14 protein-coding genes are annotated in these 23,382 nt (G+C 34.2%); 6 read left to right on the top strand and 8 right to left on the bottom strand.

Going from position 1 to position 23,382, the window contains the following annotated elements; genetic code table 11:
* Window positions 1-142 precede the first annotated feature (142 nt).
* The 6 genes from ABD935_RS00690 (at window position 143) to fsa (ending at window position 8,384) form a co-directional block, all read left to right on the top strand.
* Window positions 143-1,165 (top strand): GntR family transcriptional regulator, encoded by a 1,023-nt coding sequence (locus ABD935_RS00690; protein ID WP_345189538.1) that lies wholly within the window; start codon window positions 143-145, stop codon window positions 1,163-1,165.
* A complete protein-coding gene (locus ABD935_RS00685) occupies window positions 1,165-2,655 on the top strand; it encodes a xylulokinase (protein WP_345189536.1) in 1,491 nt (496 codons plus the stop codon). Before ABD935_RS00690 ends, ABD935_RS00685 begins: the two co-directional genes overlap by 1 nt.
* A gap of 21 nt (window positions 2,656-2,676) precedes the next feature.
* Entirely contained in the window at window positions 2,677-4,002 is a 1,326-nt protein-coding gene (gene xylA, locus ABD935_RS00680; protein ID WP_345189535.1) for a xylose isomerase, read from the top strand.
* A 73-nt stretch (window positions 4,003-4,075) separates the two neighbouring features.
* Window positions 4,076-5,494, top strand: coding sequence for a D-xylose transporter XylE (gene xylE, locus ABD935_RS00675; RefSeq protein ID WP_345189534.1), 1,419 nt, complete (start codon window positions 4,076-4,078; stop codon window positions 5,492-5,494).
* A 170-nt stretch (window positions 5,495-5,664) separates the two neighbouring features.
* Window positions 5,665-7,710: a transketolase family protein gene (locus tag ABD935_RS00670; protein WP_345189532.1), complete on the top strand. Its 2,046-nt coding sequence runs from the start codon at window positions 5,665-5,667 to the stop codon at window positions 7,708-7,710.
* A gap of 20 nt (window positions 7,711-7,730) precedes the next feature.
* Window positions 7,731-8,384 carry a fructose-6-phosphate aldolase gene (gene fsa, locus ABD935_RS00665; protein WP_345189531.1) on the top strand — a complete coding sequence of 218 codons (654 nt, stop codon included), beginning with the start codon at window positions 7,731-7,733 and terminating at the stop codon, window positions 8,382-8,384.
* A gap of 1,032 nt (window positions 8,385-9,416) precedes the next feature.
* On the opposite strand, the gene ABD935_RS00660 is transcribed toward fsa, so the two are convergent.
* From ABD935_RS00660 to ABD935_RS00625, 8 genes are all read right to left on the bottom strand, one after another.
* A complete protein-coding gene (locus tag ABD935_RS00660; RefSeq protein ID WP_345189530.1) occupies window positions 9,417-11,078 on the bottom strand; it encodes an alpha-amylase family glycosyl hydrolase in 1,662 nt (553 codons plus the stop codon).
* 4 nt (window positions 11,079-11,082) lie between these two features.
* Window positions 11,083-12,966: an alpha-amylase family protein gene (locus tag ABD935_RS00655; protein ID WP_345189529.1), complete on the bottom strand. Its 1,884-nt coding sequence runs from the start codon at window positions 12,964-12,966 to the stop codon at window positions 11,083-11,085.
* A 262-nt stretch (window positions 12,967-13,228) separates the two neighbouring features.
* Entirely contained in the window at window positions 13,229-15,175 is a 1,947-nt protein-coding gene (locus tag ABD935_RS00650) for a glycoside hydrolase family 13 protein (RefSeq protein WP_345189528.1), read from the bottom strand.
* 68 nt (window positions 15,176-15,243) lie between these two features.
* A complete protein-coding gene (locus ABD935_RS00645) occupies window positions 15,244-17,361 on the bottom strand; it encodes a glycoside hydrolase family 97 protein (protein ID WP_345189527.1) in 2,118 nt (705 codons plus the stop codon).
* A gap of 39 nt (window positions 17,362-17,400) precedes the next feature.
* The gene (locus ABD935_RS00640) at window positions 17,401-19,710 is read right to left on the bottom strand and encodes a glycoside hydrolase family 65 protein (RefSeq protein WP_345189526.1); all 2,310 of its coding nucleotides are present in this window, start codon (window positions 19,708-19,710) and stop codon (window positions 17,401-17,403) included.
* Window positions 19,711-19,866: 156 nt separating this feature from the next.
* Window positions 19,867-20,520: a beta-phosphoglucomutase gene (pgmB, locus tag ABD935_RS00635; protein WP_345189525.1), complete on the bottom strand. Its 654-nt coding sequence runs from the start codon at window positions 20,518-20,520 to the stop codon at window positions 19,867-19,869.
* A gap of 5 nt (window positions 20,521-20,525) precedes the next feature.
* A complete protein-coding gene (locus ABD935_RS00630; RefSeq protein WP_345189524.1) occupies window positions 20,526-21,887 on the bottom strand; it encodes an MFS transporter in 1,362 nt (453 codons plus the stop codon).
* A 199-nt stretch (window positions 21,888-22,086) separates the two neighbouring features.
* Complete coding sequence (locus tag ABD935_RS00625; RefSeq protein WP_345189523.1) at window positions 22,087-23,160, bottom strand: LacI family DNA-binding transcriptional regulator; 1,074 nt, start codon at window positions 23,158-23,160, stop codon at window positions 22,087-22,089.
* Window positions 23,161-23,382 lie beyond the last annotated feature (222 nt).

Genomic DNA, 23,382 nt, shown 5'->3' with positions numbered 1-23,382 from the left:
GATTTGTCTAATCAGCATCGTTTTTAATAAATTATTGTTATTTGAATTAAATTAATAGTAATTAAAAAAAAACTACTATCTAGATATTTTTTTGAAACCAGTAAAAAAGAAAATTAAGTTTAATAAAATATTTTTACTACATTTGCATACCAGAACAGAACAGAACAGATATATGATTGATGATTTTAAGATACAAACTAATAGTGAAGTGCCAAAGTACCAGCAATTGGTAAACGCCATAAATGACGAACTTGCTAACAATAGTTTATCTAGTGGTGATGCCTTACCTTCTGTTAATCAAATGTGTAATAAGTATCAACTTTCTAGAGATACTGTTTTTAAAGCGTATTCTATTTTAAAAGAGCAATGCGTTATTGAATCTGTTCCAAACAAGGGCTATTACATTGCAAATGAAACGCGTAAAGTGCTACTTGTTCTAGATACTTTCAAAGCTTATAAAGAAGTATTATATCATTCATTTGTAAATAATCTTCCAGATAATGTGATTGCCGATGTGCAATTTCATCATTACAATATCGAAAATTTCAAAACTATTTTAAATAATAGTAAGGGGAAGTATTTCAAGTATGTAGTAATGAGTTTTGATAATAAGGAAGTCAGTAATGTGCTTGCAGATATTCCAGATAGTAAATTACTGTTAATCGATTGGAATATAAATTCCAAAGCCGATAATAATTTTGTGTTCCAAGACTTCGGAAAAGCATTTTATGATTGTTTAAAAGAGGCAACACTTGCTTTTAAGAAATATGAAAAACTAGTTTTCTTATACCCATCATTTACAAATCATTCTTTTGAAACGGTATCTTATTTTAAAAGCTATTGCGAAAATGAACACATTGATTTTGAAATTATTACTAACCCAAATGATTTTGATGTCAATAAAAATGAAGCCTACATAAGCGTAAGTGATAGAATGCTAGGAAAGTTTCTGGAGCAGTGTCGTGCCAAGAATTTAGAGCCAGGAAACGATGTTGGCTTTTTGTCTTATAACGAAACCCCCATGAAACAATTTATATACAAGGGGATTTCTGTTATTTCAACAGATTTTAATCAAATGGGAGCTAAAGCGGCAGAGTTTATCAATATGGATAAACAAATTCAATCTTACATACCAACACAATTAATATTAAGAGACTCATTATAATGAATTATTATTTAGGATTAGACATAGGGAGTTCTTCCATAAAAGTGGCTTTAGTTGAAATAGAAACTGGAAAAAGCTTGGGCGTTGTGCAAGAGCCAAAGGAAGAAATGGGCATGTTTGCCAAAAAGAATGGTTGGGCAGAACAAAAGCCAGAAGATTGGTGGACACACAGTTGTAACGCCATAAAGCGTCTGAAAAAACAGTATAATATCTCAAGAACACAAATAAAAGGTATTGGTATAGCCTACCAAATGCACGGATTGGTGCTTGTTGATAAAGAAGGAAACCCTTTAAGGAAAAGTATCATTTGGTGCGATAGTCGTGCGGTAGAAATAGGAAATAAAGCATTTGATGCTATTGGAGAAGAAGCCTGTGCAACAAACCTTTTAAACTCTCCGGCAAATTTTACAGCTTCAAAATTAAAATGGGTAAAGGACAATGAACCCGATATTTACAAAAGTATATATAAATTCATGCTACCGGGCGATTATATGGCCTACAAGTTTTCAAATGTTATAAATACGACTATTTCTGGCTTATCCGAAGGCATTTTTTGGAATTTCAAAAAAGATTCAGTAGCTGATTTTCTGTTAGAGCATTACGGGATAGATAAAGCCTTGGTTCCTGATATAGTGGAAACCTTTGGAGTACAATGCGCAGTAGATGAAAAAGGAGAGGAAGATAGTGGCATTGCCACAGGAACACCAATTTATTATAGGGCAGGGGATCAACCCAATAACGCCCTGTCATTAAACGTATTTAACCCAGGAGAAGTAGCGGCTACAGGAGGTACATCAGGAGTTGTTTACGCGGTAACTAATAGTCTTTCTGTAAAAGAAAGTGCCAGGGTCAACAATTTTGCTCATGTCAATTATAAAAAAGGAACAGACCCTAGAATAGGTAAACTGTTGTGTATTAATGGAGCAGGTATTCAATACCGGTGGCTGTTAAATAATCTAGACGTGAGTTCTTATGAAGATATGAATATTTTGGCATCAGAAATTCCAGTGGGGTCTGATGGTGTAAGTTTAATACCCTTTGGGAACGGTGCAGAGCGTATGCTAAACAACAAAGAAATAGGCACTAGAATTGCTAATTTAAATTTAAACAATCACCATAAAGGACATATATGTAGAGCAGCGTTGGAAGGCATTGCTTTTTCATTTGTTTATGGTATAGAATTGTTGAAATCTGATGGTATTAAGGCTAAAGTGATAAGAGCAGGGAACGATAATCTGTTCCGTTCAGAAATTTTCGCAAATACGGTCGCTACACTAATAGGGCAAGAAATAGAAATTTACAATACCACAGGCGCTATAGGTGCGGCACGTGCGGCAGATTTACATAAAGGTGACTTTGAGAATTTTGGCAAATCAATAATGGATAATGACCACGTGATGACTTTTATGCCATTCAAAGATAAGGAGCCTTATTTAAAAGCGTATCAAAGTTGGAAAAACGAATTAGAACTCATATTAAATAAAGAATAATTATAATTAACAAAAAATAACATGGCAGTTATAGGAAACAAAGAGTATTTTAAAGGAATCGGAGATATTAAATTTGAAGGATCAGAATCAGACAATCCATTTGCATTTAAATATTACAATCCAGATCAAGTTGTCGCAGGAAAAACAATGCGCGATCATTTTAAATTTTCAATAGCATATTGGCATACTTTCTGCGGACAAGGAGGCGATCCATTTGGACCAGGTACACAAAATTTTGCTTGGGACCAATCATCGGATGCTATTCAGGCAGCTAAAGATAAAGCGGATGCCGCTTTTGAATTCATTACAAAAATGGGGTTCGGATACTATTGTTTTCACGATTTTGATTTAATTCAAGAAGGCAAAACGTTTTCAGAATCAGAAAGCAGATTGGGAACTATTACAGATTATTTAAAAGAAAAACAAGCTGCTTCTGGAGCTAAATTATTATGGGGAACAGCTAATTGTTTTTCAAACCCACGATATATGAATGGCGCTTCAACCAATCCAGACTTTAATGTAGTTGCTAGGGCAGGAGGACAAATAAAACTGGCCTTGGATGCTACTATAGCACTAGATGGTGAGAACTATGTGTTTTGGGGTGGACGTGAAGGCTATATGTCTTTACTAAATACGGATATGGGTAGAGAGCTGGATCATATGGGGCAGTTTTTAACCATGTGTAGAGATTACGCAAGATCACAAGGCTTTAAAGGAAACTTCTTTATAGAACCAAAACCTATGGAGCCATCCAAACATCAATATGATTTTGATACGGCAACAGCTATTGGTTTCTTAAAGGAATACGGCTTGGATAAAGATTTTAAAATCAACATAGAAGTAAACCATGCTACCTTAGCGCAACATACATTTCAACATGAAATCGAAACAGCTGCAAAAGCTGGTATGTTAGGAAGTTTAGATGCCAATAGAGGCGATTATCAAAACGGATGGGATACAGATCAGTTTCCAAACAATATTCAAGAAACTACTGAAGCGATGTTAGTATTCCTAAAAGCAGGAGGACTACAAGGTGGAGGTGTTAATTTTGATGCAAAAATTAGAAGAAATTCAACTGATATGGATGATGTGTTCCATGCGCATATTGGTGGTGCTGATACGTTTGCAAGAGCCTTATTGATTGCAGATAAAATAATCACATCTTCTCCTTACGATAAACTGAGAAAAGAACGCTATAGCTCATTCGATTCTGGTAAAGGTAAAGATTTTGAAAACGGTAAACTAGATTTAAAGGATTTGTATAAAATAGCTCAAGAAAATGGTGAGCTACAATTGCAAAGTGGTAAACAAGAGCTGTTTGAGAACATTATAAACCAATACATATAAACAGAAAACCTTTCAGTCCCGAAACTTCGGGACTGAAAGGTTTTAATAATCATCAACTAACTAAAACCAAATTATGGCAACATCAAAAAATTCAGGATATTTAATTAAATTAACTTTAGTAGCCACTTTAGGAGGCTTATTATTTGGTTACGATACAGGCGTAATCTCAGGAACAGTAGGTTCTCTTGATAGTTTCTTTGTTATGCCAAAAGGCTTGTCAGAAACTGCGGCGAGTGCTTTTAAAGGTTTTTTAGTATCCAGTGCTTTAATTGGATGTATTATAGGTGGTGCTTTTGGAGGAATAATTAGTAAAAAATTAGGAAGGAAAAAGGGGTTGGTACTTGCTGCAATGTTATTTTTAATTTCAGCTTTAGGTTCTGCCATGCCAGAAATGTTTATTGCACCTATTGGTGAGTTGGATCATACGTTTTCTACAATTTTTATTTTTTACAGAATTCTTGGTGGTATAGGTGTTGGATTAGCATCTATGTTATCACCGCTTTATATCGCCGAAATTGCTCCTGCTGAGAGTAGGGGAAAATTAGTGTCTTTTAATCAATTGGCTATAGTTGGTGGTTTTATGGTTGTATATTTTGTTAACTACTTTATCTCCAGAAGTGGAGGTTCAGACGAATGGTTAAATGCTGTTGGTTGGAGATGGATGTTTGCATCAGAAGTTATTCCAGCAGGATTATTCTTGGGACTGCTGTTTTTTGTGCCTGATACGCCGCGTTCTTTAATGCTTAAGGACAAACCAGAGCAAGCTTTGGATGTTCTAACTAAAGTAAACGGAAAAGAACGTGCTCTTGTCATATTGGAGGAAATAAAGGGCTCGATGGTTCAACATTCTGGAAAGCTTTTGTCTTTTGGCTGGTTGGTCATTATTATTGGAATCACATTATCTGTTTTTCAGCAATTTGTAGGGATTAATGTCGTGCTTTACTATGCGCCAGAAATCTTTAAATCAATAGACCCAAATACAGATGGTGCTCTGTTGTTAACTATTATTGTAGGAATCGTAAACTTTTTGTTTACCATTATCGCTGTGAGAACCGTAGATAAATTTGGTAGAAAACCATTAATGATCATTGGAGCTTTAGGTATGTGTATAGCAATGCTTTCATTAGGTTTTGTGTTTTTCTCTGGAGCTACAGGTTATTTGGCATTAGCATGTATGATACTATATGTGGCGAGTTTCGCGATGAGTTGGGGACCAGTTACTTGGGTGTTGTTATCGGAAATATTTCCTAACAAAATTCGAGGACGTGCCATGGCTATAGCTGTTGCTGCACAATGGGTGTCTAATTATTTGGTGTCATTAACCTTCCCAATGATGGATGATAATTCATATCTAACGGAACAATTCAATCATGGTTTTGCATATTGGGTTTACGGCATTATGTCATTATTAGCTATGTGGTTTGTTTGGAAATATGTTCCTGAAACCAAAGGGAAAACTTTAGAAGAAATGGAAGGCCTTTGGGAGAAGTAGGTAATGTAATATTATTAATTACAAACTATTATTAGGCTCTAAATCAGAATGAAAATTTTAATAATTACAATCACTATTTTATTGGTTTTGAATGTTTTACTCGTGTTTTTTAGCGTCAATAAAGACTCTTGACAGATTAATAATTAAGTGTTAAAATAATAATTGAAACAATGAACAATAAAATAGATCAGCAAGCAGCAGATAATATACGAGCATTAGCTGTTGCCATGGTAGAAAAGGCAAATTCGGGTCACCCAGGTGGGCCTATGGGAGGTGCAGACTTTATGCATATTCTGTACTCAGAGTTTTTTAATTATGACCCATCAGATATGACATGGGCATTTAGAGATCGTTTCTTTATGGATGCGGGTCATTTATCTACCTTATTGTATGGGCAATATTACCTATTAGGGAACTATGCCAAAGAAGATGTTGCCAATTTCAGACAATGGGGTTCGATTACTCCAGGTCATCCAGAAGTGGATGTGAAAAGAGGCATTGAAAATACATCAGGTCCACTAGGACAAGGTCATACAATGGGTGTTGGAGCGGCGATAGCAGCTAAGTTTTTACAAGCAAGGTTTGGAGATTGGATGAACCATAAAGTTTATGGTTTTATTTCAGATGGTGGAGTTCAAGAGGAAATCTCACAAGGAGCAGGAAGGATTGCAGGGCATTTAGGGTTGAGTAACTTTATTATGTTTTATGATTCCAATGATATCCAATTATCTACTTCTACAGATGAAGTAACAAGTGAAGATACCGCCATGAAGTATAAAGCATGGGGGTGGAACGTCGTTACCATTGATGCTCATAACCATGATGACATTAGAAAAGCATTAACTGATGCTAATGACGAAACTGAAAAACCAACGCTAATAATTGGTAAAACTATTATGGGCAAAGGTTGTGTTGCTGCAGATGGCAGTATGTTTGAAGGGTACTGTGAATTACATGGTCAACCCATTGGAGCAACTGGAGCAGATTACGAAAAGACCTTATTGAATTTAGGAGCTGATGTAAATAACCCGTTTGATATTTATGATAATGTCAGTGTTTTTTACAAAGATTTATTAGCAAGAAAAACAGTCCAAGCAGCTGAAAAAAAATCAGAAATTAACACGTGGAGAAAAGCTAATGAAGCATTAGCAGAGAAATTAGACTTTTTCTTATCAGGAGAACTACCAGAATTAGATTTTGAATCTATTGAACATAAAGCAGGCTTAGCGTCAAGAGCGGCCTCATCAGGAGTTTTAGCATATTTAGCTGACCATGTAGAAAACATGATTGTGTCTTCTGCAGATTTATCTAATAGCGATAAAACCGATGGTTTTTTAAAGAAATCATCAGCCTTACAAAAAGGAGATTTTAGTGGTTCATTTTTGCAAGCAGGTGTTGCAGAGTTAACTATGGCATGTATAGCAAATGGTATAGCTTTACATGGTGGTGTTATACCTGTAGTTGCGACATTCTTTGTGTTTTCAGATTATATGAAGCCTGCCATTCGTTTAAGTGGTATTCAAGAATTAGGAGTAAAATATGTTTGGACACACGATGCTTTTAGAGTAGGAGAGGATGGCCCAACACATCAGCCTGTTGAGCAGGAAGCACAACTTAGATTATTAGAAAAGCTTAAAAACCACAGCGGAAAACCTAGTTTCTTGGCATTACGTCCAGCAGATTCGGCCGAAACAAGTGTTGCTTGGAAAATGGCTTTAGAAAATAAAGACACGCCTACCGGGTTAATTTTATCTAGACAAGGTATTACAGACTTACCAGCAATAGGTTCTTCAAGATATGCTGAAGCATTGGCATCTGAAAAAGGTGGTTATTTGGTTAAGGAAGTGGATAGTCCTGATGTCGTGTTAATCGCAAATGGTTCAGAAGTAGCTACCTTGGTAGCGGCAGCAGAACTATTAGAATCTAAAAATGGATTGAAAGTAAGTATTGCTTCAATAATTTCTGAAGGATTATTTAGATTACAATCCAAATCTTATCAAGAAAGTGTTATTCCTAAAAACACACCTTTATTTGGTTTAACAGCTGGTTTACCGGTAAACTTAGAAGGTCTTGTTGGAGATAACGGAAAAGTGTTCGGATTAGATCATTTTGGTTATTCTGCACCAGCAAACGTACTTGACGATAAATTTGGTTTTACAGGCGAAAAAGTAAGCCAAAACGTATTAGAATATTTAAATGAAACCGTTTCAATTTAACAATAAATAAATATTAGAAGATGAAATTTTTTATAGATACAGCAAACCTTAATGATATTGCAGAAGCACAGGCTTTGGGCGTTTTAGATGGCGTAACAACAAATCCGTCGCTAATGGCGAAAGAAGGTATAAGCGGTAAGGCAAACATTTTAAAACATTACCAAGACATTTGCAATATTGTAGATGGTGATGTTTCCGCTGAAGTTATTGCAACCGATTTTGATAATATGGTTAAGGAAGGCGAGGAGTTAGCAGCATTGCATTCGCAAATCGTAGTAAAATTACCAATGATTGCAGATGGTGTAAAAGCTTGTAAATATTTTTCAGATAAAGGCATTAAAACCAATGTTACTTTGGTCTTTTCACCAGGACAAGCCTTATTGGCAGCCAAAGCAGGAGCTACTTATATGTCTCCGTTTTTAGGACGTTTGGATGATATTTCTACAGATGGATTACATCTTATAGCAGAGATTAGACAGATTTATGACAACTATGGTTTTGAAACACAAATACTATCTGCCTCTGTACGTAATACAATGCATGTTATTAACTGTGCAAAGATTGGAAGTGATGTCATGACAGGGCCATTGTCTTCAATTACAGGATTATTAAAGCATCCTTTAACAGATAGCGGTTTAGCTAAGTTTTTAGAAGATTATAAGAAAGGGAATTAGTGGTTAGGGTTGATTTAAATTCAAATTATTTTAGAGGGTACTTTTACTATGTTTCTATTATTGAGTGAACATTATTTAATGGTTTTATTAAAGTATTAATCTTAATAATACTTATATAATACCAATTATAACTTAAAAGAAGCTTAATAAAACGTCCTTTTTTCCTTTCTTTTTCATTAAAAAAAGAAACCGTAACTAAGGCTATGATTTATTTTTTATAAATCAAATAAAGAAAAAAATAATCATTTTATTTTAATCTCATTTTAAATCATAATTGGTATAATTTGTGTCTTTATAATATCAAAAACAAGCAAATTTTGGTTTTAAATAGTTCTTTTAACTTTAGTGAGCAATTCGGTGAACCTAATACAGTTAACAGCTTTAAATTTACTGAATTTCAAAGGAATGCGGTATTTTAATTAATCCTGACACCCCGACTAACCTAGAAAATGGAAATATCAAAACACTGTTAATCGTATGATTTACAGTGTTTTTTTTGTTTTATATGAAATCATTTGATATCATATAAAAAATGTCATTCTCACACAACTTTTGTGAACGATCTATAAAACCAACGGATTGTGAGAATACAATCCGTTTTTTATAGCATTAACTTTCTTGCTTTTGCAAAAAAAACATATAAAAATGTTCACGATTTTCTTAAGAAATTGAACCATTTTAAACCTGAAATTTTTACTGGTGGTATTGATATTAACTTTGGGTCTAAACTCTCAAAGTTGGACCAACAAGCATCTTTAAAAAAGCATTGATATGTTTTTACTTATATAGAAACCCGATAAAACGTGAAATCTTGTAAGGCATCAAAATATAAAAGGGCGCACAAATAGATACAAGGATAAAGTAACTCGTTTAAAACTTCTAAATATAATGAAGCAAAATCTATTAATATTATAAGATTAGGGTTTCAATCGGTTATGGTGTATTATCTCTGGCAGCACCTCGTAAAGCTACAATAATTAAGTTTTTATATAGATAACAATCCTGTCCAAAATTTATTTAGGACAGGATTAATTATGAATTTATTGACTTCTCTAAAAGTGCCATGTTATAATTGGATTCCAATATAACTTTACCATTTGTAACACGAACACTTTTGTTTGAATAGACATCTAGAAGTATTTCGCCATCTTTAAATATTCTAGAAACATCTAAAATTTTTTCCCCAATAGGTAAGTCTAACCCAATAACCACTATGTCCCTGAAATCATCTTTTGAAAAGCTTCTATAAAACACGTAAGGTTTTTGGCTTATCATTTGATGAATTCCAGCGCCAACTGCTGGATGATTTGCTCTAAATTGACCTAGTTTTTGCCAGTGTTCTAAAATAGCCTTTGTGTTAGGCGTGTTTTGAATAGCGTTCCAGTTCATGAAAGAGCGCAATGTGGCATCACCTTGAGTGTCTTCTATTATCAACGAGCGTGCAGATTCATCACCATAGTATACTTGAGATGTGCCTGGGCATAGTAATAGTTTAGTAGCCGTTTCAAAAGGTTTTTCTCTAGTGGCATCAAAAGGTTGTCCATCATCATGAGAACTTAAATAGTTTAAAACACCATAGCCTTTTAAATCCCCGTTTAGAATATTCGAGTACTTTGTAAACAAATCTTCCATAGTCATTTGATTGGCATTCCATTTGAGCTCAAAATTTATTAAACTTTGAAAAGCATTATCAAAATAATTTACTTTTTTATCTCCAAAATCGAATGCTTTGGTAGCAGAAATTCCGTAGTTGTAGACCTCACCCACTAAATAGAAGTTGTTGTCATCTAAAACCCTTTCAGGATTGTTTTTTTTGAATTGAGTAAAAGCGTAATCGCATGCTGCCTTAAACTCTTGCCAAACATCTTCTTCGACATGTTTAACGGTATCAACACGATAGCCATCAATTCCAAATTCTGTAATATAATCGGTTAGCCATTTCATGATGTAAAAACGAGGTGCTCTTGGATGTCCTGTTCTATTGAAAAATGTATTTAATTCTGCGATTTCTTGTTCGTATCTGTCTTCTGTTTTCCATTTCTCAACTAGTTGCGGTGGTAATTCAACTGCGTTATTACTTTCAGTTTTAATATCTGGAAGATTTTTAACCAAGGTACAGGTTATCGTGTTATCATAAGATTGATAATCGCATTGAGGTTCCGTACGTACCCATTCATTTGGCCATACAGAATCCTTACCGGTTACTGGTCCTGTATGATTGATTACGGCATCCAGTAAAATACGAATGCCATATTTGTGAGCAGTTTTAACCAATTCATGTAAATCCTTTTTAGTCCCAAAGTTTGGGTCTATAGCGGTCCAGTCACTTGCCCAATAGCCATGAAAACCATAGCTTAAACCATTGCCTTCATTTGTGCCTCCGTGAATTTGCTCAACTATAGGCGTCATCCAAATGGCGTTGATTCCTAAATTAGTGAAGTAGCCTTCGTTTATTTTTTGTGTAATACCTTTGATGTCTCCACCTTCAAACCCCCGAAATTTTCCTGTTTCTAAATTTCTATCAAAATTAACATCATTTGAAGTATCACCATTATTAAATCTATCGGTTAGCAAGAAATACACATTTGCGCCCTCCCAAACAAAGGGTGTTTGTGATTTTTCTTGAGGACTGTCCTTTTTGTTTTCGCAATTAAATAAAACTAAAAACGATATTAAAACTAATATATACTTCATGTTTCTATTGAATTTTTAAGATGAAAGATTCCAATTTATCTAGCTTTATTTTTACAGTTCCAATACCTTTTTCAACTTTTAAAGTTGAATTGAATTGATTATATAATTGGTCTTTAGTTTCATAAGTCTCGTCATCCAATTTCCAATTTTCGATAACATGCTCAGGAATTTTCAATTCAAATTCATAATTATTTGTATCATCAAAATTTGAAACAATAATAAGTTGTTCATCATCACTCCATCTTACATAGGATAATATTTTGTCATCATAATCAATAGTGTTTTTTTGATTGAATAGATGAATATCTTGATAGTTTCCAGCTAAAGCAGAACTGTTAATGGTAAAGTTTAGTAGCCTTTTATAAAAATCTCTTAAATCCTTTTCTTCATTCGTCAATTGTCCTCCATCAAATAGCTTATTATTCACCCACCTTTGATGGGCAGGAACACCGACATAATCAAAAATAGAGGTTCTGGAAGGGGAACCAAATCCAGCGTTTTCAGAACCGTCTTCGCCGACTTCTTGTCCAAAATAAATCATGGTTGGTGCTGTTGTTGAAGTTGTTGAAACTACCATTGCAGGTTTACCTTTTTCAGCATGTCCAGCAAAATCTGGACTAGATAAACGTTGCTCGTCATGGTTTTCAAGAAAATGTAACATGTGGTGTTCAATGTCTTTTAATTGGTCAAGAATTGGTGGTATATTATCCGTTTTGCCTTTCCCTTGTATGATGTTTTTAATGGTGTCATACAACTGCACTTTATCATATAGATAATCCATTTTTCCTTTATTAATATAATCTCTATACAAAGTTGGATTATATACTTCAGCCATTAAAAAAGCATTTGGATTTTTTGTTTTAATATGTGAATTCATATAACTCCAAAATTCAACAGGTACCATTTCGGCCATATCGTAGCGGAAACCATCTACACCTAACTCAAGCCAATACAAACCAATATCCTTAAATTGCTCCCATGAATTTGGTACGGTTTTATCTTTCCAATAATTAAAATGAACTTGATGATTTTCATATTCAAACCCTTTGGGCATGTCATCAAAATCCTTTTTTCCTTCGGGTGAAATACCATAATTTATTTTTACGGTTTCATACCAATCACTGAAATTTGGTTGACTTAAACGTGAACCGTTTCCAGTCCACTTTGCTGGATTTTCTTTGAATTTGCTATCTTCCAATAGATGCTTTTTCAATCCTAACGGAGAATAACCATTTTCCCAAACAGGTACTTTAAAGGTTTCATTCGGATTGTAATAAAAGTTATTATTCACATGGTAAGTAACCGATGTATTATCGTCTTCACCAAAATGTTTTATGCCTTCTGGCTTTGAAATACTGTTATAATTTCGCGCCACGTGGTTAGGGACTATATCAATAATAACTTTCAACCCAACGTTGTGTGTGCGTTTTATGAGTGCTTGAAATTCCTCCAATCTATTTTCAACATTTATCGCCAAATCAGGGTTTACATTATAATAGTCCTTAACAGCATAAGGTGAACCTGCGCGCCCTTTTACCACGTCTGGGTCATCATTTGAAATCCCAAACTTGGTGTAATCTCTTATAACGCCGTGATGAGGCACTCCGGTGTACCAAATATGTGTGACTCCTAAATCTTTAATTTCTTTTAATGCTTTCTCTGTAAAATCATTGAATTTACCAACACCATTTTCTTCTATCGTTCCCCAAGGTTTATTGGTTGTATTTGTGTTTCCAAACAAACGGGTAAACACCTGATAAACAACCTCTTTGTTTTTTTTAACCTTAGTGGCTTTTTTTGCCGCTTTTGTATCCTGTTTACAACTTAATCCTAGGATTATTAATCCTAACAACATTAATCCTATAAATGTGTATTGTAATAATTTCATTTTTTATCATTATTTATTTTAAATTACCATTTAATAGCTTCCTCGAATTCAGATTTCCTAAATGACTCGCTATGTGTTACATTTTAACGATCTTGTTATGAATATGATTTTCTGAAAAATACGTGTAAATTTTCTTTTGCTGTTACCGTGTTGTTTTCGCTTATCCACACATGGTATACAAATAAAAAAAATCACGACTATGAAAAATCAATTTTAGATTTTTTATTATAAGATTGAAATCATAACTATGTCTGAAGCTGATTTATTTCAATTTTGTAGTTAAAATCACGTTTCCTTTTTCTTTTAGAGTCATATTGTCTCCCCAGAAAAATTGATGACCACTAATGATGTTTTTAACAGCCCTTCCTTTTAGTCCAATTTCCGAAAATCTACCTAATTCAAGTAGCATACTACTTTGATTTTTGTTTATAACATGAATAACGGTTTCATCTTCAAGAACTCTGAAAAGCACGTAAATACCGTTTTGTGGTGCAAAATGAATTGTTTTGCCCTCATGAATGGCTTTACTGTTTTTTCTGTAATTCAGTATTTTTTTAAGATATAGTTGCATATCTTTTTGAGCTTCGGTTAACCCTTCGCCTGTAAATGCATTGATTTTATCACCATCCCAACCTCCAGGAAAATCCGAACGGATAAAACCGTGGTCGCCAGGTTTATCAAAATCATTCATCAAAATCTCTGTTCCGTAGTAAATTTGAGGAATACGTGGCAATGCCAATAGGTAGCTCAATGCCATTTTAGTGTTTACTATATCTCCATTTAATTGCGTGAAAATGCGACTCATATCATGATTATCTGGAAAAACCATAATGTCTTTTGGAGTTGGATAATGAAAATCGTTTGCTAAACCTTCATATATTTTTACTAAGCCTTCATCCCATGTTTCATCTTCATTAAACGCTTGTACAATTTTTTCTTGCATTGCAAAATCCATAGGAGACTTTAAATTTGAATGGTATCCATCTCTGTTATTTGCTCCTCTTTGCCAATAGCCTATGAGCAATGGATTGGAAGTCCATTCCTCGCCAACAATACTGAAATTAGGATATTCATGCATAATGTCGCCAGCCCAACGACTCATAAAATCTTTGTCTGGATAAGGATATGTGTCTTGACGGATGCCACCTAACTCAGCCGTTTCTATCCACCATATACTATTCTGAACGGTATAATTTGCCATAAAAGGATTTTTTTGGTTTAAATCTGGCATTGCCGAAACAAACCAACCTTGGCTCATAGCATTTTTATCAATTTCAGAAGCATAAATATCTTGATTGGTGGTTCGTCTATGGCTTGTAATAATGGTTTTTTTGTAATTATTGTCAACCGTCCCTTCATAACTACTTTGATGGTTTACCCAATCTTTAAATGGTAAATCTCTCATCCACCAATGTTCTACCCCACAGTGATTCGCCACTTGATCCATGACAAGCTTCATGCCTTTTTCAGCTGATTTAGATGCTAATTCCTTGTATGCTTCTAAAGTTCCAAAACGCGGGTCTATTTCATAAAAATCTGTCATGGCATATCCATGATAGGAGCCTTGTGGCATATCATTGGTTAATAATGGGCAAGGCCAAATAGCAGTAAAACCTAAATCTGAAATGTAATCTAAATGGTTCGTTATGCCTTTAATATCGCCACCATGCCGCGCATAATCATCGCTTCTGTCAATCGTCTTTTCTAATAAATTTTCATTAATATCATTTGAAGTATTTCCATTCGCAAAACGATCGGGCGTAATTAAATAAATAACATCACTACTGTTAAAGCCTATATAGTCTTCTGATGGTTTTTTTCTAGACTTAAACTCGTAAGTATGCATTAAATCCGCTTTATTATCTTGTTTAAAAGTAATATTGAATTTGCCCGCTTTTGTATCTGGAGCAATATGCAAATCGATAAACAAATAATTTGGGCTATCCGCTTTATGAACTTCTTTTAAAGTAACCCCCTGGTATGAAACCTCGGGAGTAGCTTCAGAAATATTTGGATGTTTTACCAAAATCTGCAACTCGGTATTTTTTAAGCCCACCCACCAATTTGGCGGTTCAACACGATTAATGTCGTTATGTTCTTCCATTAAGTTATTATTTTTAGGCGCTACAGATTGTGCTTCCTTTTTATCATTACAAGACATCGTTAAAGACAATAAGCTAAAAATAAATATACTACTTAACTTTTTCATTTTAGTTTATTTTAATTGATTAATAATTCTTTTTTGTTTTAAACGAAACCTTATGGATATAATCTTTTTTATTTAACCTCTTTAATACTGACAGCATAACCACCTCCAGGAACAGATAATTGAGAAAATTTTGATTTGCTCGTTACTTTCTTTGTTTTAATGCTATAAGCTTGTGGATTGGTTTTATAATGTGCGTGCTTAGCATCTGCGTAAATAGTGGCTATATACTTTTTTCCTTTGTCAAGGAAATCAAATTTGATGTTTGAGGTTCTAGGTTCATTTCCATTTATGTTACCAATAAACCAGTTATTACTTCCTTTTTCTTTACGAGCTACTGTGATGTAATATCCAGGTTCTGCTTCCAAATAAAGACTTTCGTCCCAATCAATCGCCACATCTTTTATAAATTGAAAGGCATCCATAAATTGCTCATAATGTTGTGGTAAATCTGCTGCCATTTGCAGTGGACTATACATGGTAACATACAGCGCTAATTGATTTGCAATAGTGCTATTTACATGAGAATTATTATTTGGACTGAATTTGCTGATTTGCATTTCAAAAATCCCAGGGGTATAATCCATTGGGCCACCAATTAATCTTGTAAATGGCAACACAGTAACATGATTTGGCTTAGAACCACCAAAAGCCTGATACTCTGTGCCTCTTGCTGATTCATTACCAATTAAATTGGGGTAGGTTCTGCAAATCCCAGTTGGTCTTACAGCCTCATGGGCGTTTACCATAATTTTATAATCTGCTGCTTTTTCAATAGCATATTGATAATGATTTACTATCCATTGATTATAATGATTTTCACCACGAGGTAAAATGCCACCAACATAACCGCTTTTAACAGAATTATAGCCATTATCTTTCATAAATTGATAGGCGGTATCCATATGGCGTTCATAATTACGAACAGAACCTGATGTTTCATGATGCATCATCATTTCAACACCTTTGGATTTAGCGTAAGCATGAATGGCTTCAACATCAAAATCTGGATATGGTGTTACAAAATCGAACACATAATCTTTAGAATGTCCAAACCAATCTTCCCAACCTTGATTCCAGCCTTCAACCAAAACTGCATCAAATCCGTGTTCTGAAGCAAAATCTATATGCCGTTTTACATTGGCATTATTTGCTGCATGCGTACCGTTTGGTTTTAATTTAGAATAATCCGTAATACCCAATTGCACCGCAGCTAACTCATCGGTATAATCCCAAGAGCTTTTTCCTGTTATCATTTCCCACCAAACACCTATATACTTTACAGGTTTTATCCATGAGGTGTCTTCAATTTTACATGGGTCATTTAAGTTTAATGTTATTTTGGACCCCAAAATATCCCGAGCATCATCACTTACCATAATGGTTCTCCAAGGTGTATTACAAGGTGCTTGCATATAACCTTTATCGCCGTTAGCATCTGGGGTTAGCCACGATTCAAAAACCATATTTTTATCATCTAGATTAAGATGCATACACGAATAATTAATTAAGGCTGCTTCATGTAAATTAATATATAAACCAGCATCCGTTTTCATCATTAATGAGGTTTGCACGCCTGTTGGAGAATATGATTTTTGCGATAAATTTGCGGTTACGGCGGCTTCTGAATAGCCTCTTATTTCTGATAATTTAGATTCGGTATAATCATATTCTTGGGTATCGTAATCTCCTGGAATCCAAAATGCGGTATGGTCTCCAGTCATAGCAAATTGTGATTTCTCTTCTTTAATTATGAAATAGACCAGATTTTCTTGTGAAGGAAATTCATAACGAAAACCTAAACCTTCATTGAATAACCTAAAACGGATATTGACAATTCTATTAGTTTCATTTTGTTTTAGGCTAACTGCTAATTCATTATAATGATTTCGAATTTCTTTTTCCTCGCCCCAAACAGGTGTCCAAGTATTGTCAAAGGTTGAGTTCTCAGTATTTTGAATTTCAAAATCATTCAGTAACGATTTTTTATCATCCTTTAATTCTAAACCTAAATGACTTGGCTTTATAACGGCTTTGTTTTTATAGGATAATTCATAATTTGGTGTGCCATCATTGTCTAGAGAAAAACTCATAGTTAATTCACCATTAGGTGATTTCAATTCTTGTGAATTAACAAGATTGAAAAATGATAATAACACTGTAAAACATAATAAATATAGAAATTTCATGGTTTTAATTTTAGTATTATAATGGTTTGAAAATCTTAATTAGCTTACAGCATGTAGCCCTTTGCTTTTTAGTAATAATGGTTTATCGTTCACAAGAATTTCAAGATTATCACCACAAAGTATTTCGAAATCCGTTTGCTTTTGAGAGATGTCAACTTTTAAAATATGGTTTCTAAAATTCACTTTAAATGAATAACCTTCCCATTGTTTTGGGATTTTTGGTGTGAATGATAGGGTGTCATCTTTAATTCTCATGCCACCAAAACCTTCAACAATACTCATCCATGTTCCTGCCATAGATGTGATGTGCAGGCCTTCATGGACTTCGTTATTGTAATCATCTAAATCTAATCTTGAGGTGCGTAAATAGAAGGTATACGCTTGTTCCATTCTATCTAATTTGGCAGCTTGAATGCTATGAACACAAGGTGATAATGAGCTTTCGTGCACTGTAAATGGTTCATAAAAATCAAAATGACGCTCTAATGCTTCATCAGAAAACTGGTCTTCAAAAAAGTAGAATCCTTGTAGAACATCGGCTTGTTTGATATATGGTGAGCGCAGGATTCTATCCCAACTCCATTTTTGATTTATAGGTCTTTCTGATTTGGGTAAATCTTCAACTGAAATTAATTCTTTATCTAAAAAACCATCTTGCTGTAAATACACTTGATGTTTTTCTGAATACGGGAAATACATATTATCTGCAATGGCTTTCCAAAGTGCTAATTCTTTTTTAGACAATGTCACTTTTTTTGCTATTCTTGAAAAGTCTGAAGCATATTCTGTTTCAATTTTTTCAATTTGCTCTAGTGTATAATCAATACACCATTTTGCCAAATAGTTAGTGTACCAGTTGTTATTTACGTTATTTTCATATTCATTAGGCCCAGTTACACCAAGGATTACGTATTGGTTTTTATCCGATGAAAATGTGGCGCGTTGTTGCCAAAAACGTGAGATTCCAATTAAAACTTCTAGTCCTTTCTCTGGGATATAGCTATAATCTCCTGTATAGCGGTAATAATTATATATTGCGAAGGCTATAGCACCATTTCTATGGATTTCTTCAAAGGTAATCTCCCATTCATTATGGCATTCTTCCCCATTCATAGTGACCATTGGGTATAAAGCTGCTCCATTTTTAAAGCCTAATTTTTCAGCATTTTCAATAGCTTTTTCTAAATGATTATAACGGTATTCTAATAATGACCGGGCTACATTTTGGTCTTTGGTAGCCATGTAAAAAGGAATGCAATAGGCTTCTGTATCCCAATAGGTGCTGCCTCCATATTTTTCGCCAGTAAATCCTTTAGGCCCTATGTTTAGGCTGGAATCTTTACCTAAATAGGTTTGGTTTAATTGGAAAATATTAAACCGAATACCTTGTTGAGCTTTTATATCGCCTTTAATAGTGATATCGGCCATGTCCCAAATTTTAGACCACGCTTGTTTTTGGTCTTCAAGCAATTGATTGAAACCTTTTTTTGTTGCCGTTTTTAAAACCTGCTTTGCAACTTTGACTAATTTAGATTTATCATGATTTCTGTCTACGGTATAACCTCCAAACTTTTGAATACTATATGTATCACCTTTTTTTACAGGGTATGCATAACTAAATGACACATGATTTGAATCGGCTATTATATTATGATTAACCAAAATTGGTTTATCTGAAATGAAAACTTTTGATTCCATGAATGTACACGTATGGAAATCGGTTTTCATCGTTTTAGCTTCGATAAAACCTTGATGATTCAAATGACTTACATCTGTTGTATCCCAAAACTTATCATCCCAATTGGAATCTTCATTTGTAATACCTGAATCTAAATAAGGTTGAAAAATAATTTCAGCATCTTTATTCAGTGGTTTTATTTTATATTGAATCGCTCCAACTTCATCTAAATCTAAGCTTAAAAATCGTTTCACAGATACTTCAACCTGTACATCATTTGGTAAGGTTGCTTTAAATTGTCTAGACAACCAGCCTTCTGCCATGTTGAGTTCTCGTTTAAAACTATCAACAGATTTACAGGTGTACAAATCCAATGGCTCGCCATTAACTATTACGTTAATTCCAATCCAATTTGGTGCATTTAATACTTTTGCAAAATATTCAGGATAGCCATTTTTCCACCAGCCAACTCTGGTTTTGTCAGGATAATATACTCCTGCAATGTAGCTTCCTTGAAATGTGTTGCCGGAATACTGTTCTTCAAAATTGGCACGTTGCCCCATGGCGCCATTACCTAAGCTAAATAAGCTTTCAGAAGATTTTACATGTTCTGCATCAAAACCTTCTTCTATGATGGACCAATTATTTGGTTTAATATAATCTTGATTCATTATTTCAGTTTTCTTTGTCATTCCCTTGAAGAAGGGAATCTATTTATTTCCTTTTGTCATTTCCTTGAATCCCAATAGCTATCGGGACGGGAGGGAGTCTGTTTTAATTTTGTTTACATGATGAGATTCCTGTCTTCGAAGGAATGATAAATTCATTTAATTAATTAATTCCTTGATAAAACTTGAATTAACTTCAGTTAAATCATTAAAGTTATAATCGGCTTTATGAAGTGTTTGTTTATCTCCAATGCCGATAGATATCATATTTGCCGTATTAGCAGCTTTTACGCCTGCAATAGCATCTTCAAAAACAATACATTGTTCAGGTTTTAGATTTAGCTTTTTAGCGCCAATTAAAAACACTTCTGGGTCTGGTTTTGCTTTAGAGACACTGTTTCCATCAACAATTCCTGAAAACCTTTCAAATAAATTAACTTGCTTTAAAATTAATGGTGCATTCTTACTTGCAGAACCCAATACGTAATGAATTCCCAAACTATCTAAAGTATCTAGCAGCTCTTTTGCTCCTGGGAGAATTTCTTCAGGTCCCATTTTGGTGATGTACTTGAGGTATTCTTCGTTTTTACTCACTAGAAACTCTTGTTTTTTTTCTTCGGAAAGCTCAACCTTTCCGATATCTAAAAGAATTTCTAAGGACCTAACACGACTAACGCCTTTTAAAAGCTCGTTATGCGCTTCGGTAAACTCAAATCCTAAATGATTCGCTAGGTTTTTCCATGCTAAAAAATGATATTTTGCAGTGTCGACGATAACGCCGTCTAAATCGAATATGACTCCTATTTTGTTCATGTTATTTATGATTGAATTACATCGTCAACATCTTTAACTTTATACACTAAAGATGCTGCAATTAAAAAACTAACACCACTCATCATTAGAGCAAATATGGCATGATTGCCGTAAGCATACTTTACAAGTGGGCCACCAATTAAGGCATTAATTATTTGAGGAATTACTATGAAGAAATTAAATATCCCCATATAAACTCCCATTTTCTTTGGTGAAATAGATCCTGCTAAAATAGCATAAGGCATTGCTAAAATACTTGCCCAGGCAATTCCCACACCTATCATAGAAACAATAAGCCAGTTTTTATCTGGCATGATGTAGATAGATAATAGACCTAGGCCACCAATAATAAGGGATATGGAATGTGTTTTTTTGCGCCCAATATTTTTAGCTATATAAGGTAATGCAAAGGCATAAAACGCAGAAACTAGGTTGTAAACACCAAAAAGAATTCCTATCCAATCTCCTGCATCTTGATAGGCGGAACTACTGCTGTCGGTATGTGGTAAACCGTAAATGTGTTGCGCAATTGCAGGTGTTGCAAATACCCACATGCCAAAAAGACCAAACCATGAAAAGAATTGTACCCAGCTTAACTGACGCATGGTTGTTGGCATTTTTTTGAAGTCCTCAAAAATATCCATCAAGCTAGATTTTTCTTCTTCACCATCTATAATTATAGTGTCAGAATGTGCTTGTTCATCTTCAAAACCCTCTAATTCCTCAGGGGAGTATTCCTTAGTTGTTAAAACGGTTACCAAAATTGAAATAATTAAAATGATGGCACCAATAATGAAAGATAGAATCAAATTAAATGGTACAGTGCCTTCGGTAGTTTCGTTAGATACCCCAAACCAATTAGTCAATGCATAAGGTAGCCATGACCCAATAACTGCCCCAAAACCAATTAAAGCGGTTTGTACACTAAATCCTAAAGTACGTTGGTCTGTTCTTAAATTATCACCAACTAACGCGCGGAAGGGCTCCATAGCAATATTGAAAGAGGCATCCATAATCATAAGCATGCCTGCTCCAACCCAAAGTGCTGGTAAAAAAGCTATAAAAATATCTGCTTGTGGCATGAGGACTAAACCTATGGATGCTAGAATGGCACCAACTAAAAAGTAAGGTTTTCGTCTGCCAAATCGTCCCCAAGTTTTATCACTATAATGCCCAATGATGGGTTGAACAATTAAGCCCATTAAAGGCGCAATTATCCAAAACCATGATAGTTCGTGAACATCGGCTCCGAAAATTTGAAGTATCCTACTTGCGTTGGCATTTTGAAGGGCGAACCCCATTTGTATCCCCAGAAATCCGAAACTCATGTTCCAAATTTGCCAGAAGCTTAATCTGCGCTTTTCCATTAAATAGTATGTTTAAATGAATACTATTTGATAAGCGGTTTTATATCAATTAAAATATAAAAAATCAATAATTCTAATCGATACTACTTATCAAAACTTATTATGAGAAGTGAAAATATAAGTTTTGATTTCGAATCAAAGATATAAAAGAATTTTGTTTTTCCTAATAAAAATATTTTGCCAATAATTTTACACGAAACTATTTAGTGGATTCTCTTTCAATAATTTCGGTCTCAATGACCATCTTTATAAAGTCACGTTTTTTCTCGTTGTTTGTGAAGTATTGTTCGGTTTCAGCGTCTTCAGCTTCTAATCTATCAATCAATAAATTTGCAGATTGTTCCCCTATTTTTTGACCATGTTGGCTCACTGTTGTTAAACTAGGAGTGGCATGTTTTGAAAGTACACCATCTGTAAACCCTATAAATTGCATGTCATCAGGAATTTTAAATCCGAGTTTTCTAGCAACTTTCATAGCAGATACCGCATAGAGCTCATTTACGGCAAATACGCCATCAATATTTGGATTTGATTTAAAAAAATGGGCTATTTCGGTTTCTAAAACCTCAAGATTATTTTCAACATCTAAACTATCGTCAATCTTTAATATCAAGTTGGAATCTGCAACAATACCACTGTTTTGTAGGGCTTCTAAATATCCTTGAGTTCTTAGTCTGCCTACACTAACATAGTCCATGGTGGTTATTAAGGCTATATTTTTGCACTCGTTTTCGACTAATTTCTTAACCGCTTTAACTGCGCCGTTAAAGTCATCAACAATTACTTTATCACAATCCACTTCATTTACTACCCTATCAAACATGACTATGGGCATCCCTTGGTTAATAGTGGCGTTAAAGTGATGGTAATCTTGCTTGAGTAATGTTTCTTTAGAAATGGATAGAATAAACCCGTCAATGCTACCATTGGCAAGCATTTCCATGTTAATGATTTCTTTGGTAAACGACTCATTAGACAGTCCAACGATGACATTATATCCCCGACGATTTGCAACGCGTTCAATGCCTCGAATTACCGTTGAAAAAAAATGATGAACGATTTCAGGGATTAAAATCCCGATAGTTTTAGTTTTTCTATTCTTTAAACTAAGAGCAATATTGTTGGGCTTGTAGTGGTAAAGTTTGGCAAAGGCCTGTATTTTTTGCGTGGTGTCTTCACTGATTTCTTTGCTATTGCTTAATGCTTTGGAAACCGTTGAGATAGAGACATCCAGTTCTTTTGCAATTTGCTTTAATGTTATCTTTCTTTTCATCTTTTTTTTAATCTTAAGGTTCTTTATGGGGCAGATGTAATTAGTTATTAAACATCTTCAATAATTTTAATAATTTTTACAAGTCATTTTCATAATCTATAAATGCCCTCTAAAGTAACAATTATTATATTGTTTTAGTAAAGATATCCGATTATTTAAAGTAGGGTTTAAAATGAGTATTTCTCATTATTACAGGTAAAAACTTAAAAGTTGTCAACACGA

Origin of the sequence: Algibacter agarivorans (genome assembly GCF_039543245.1) — a bacterium.
In the GTDB taxonomy this organism is placed as follows: Bacteria; Bacteroidota; Bacteroidia; order Flavobacteriales; family Flavobacteriaceae; genus Algibacter_G; species Algibacter_G agarivorans.
The sequence above is the reverse complement of the archived record's forward strand: the minus strand, read 5'-3'. Positions and strand labels throughout refer to the sequence as shown.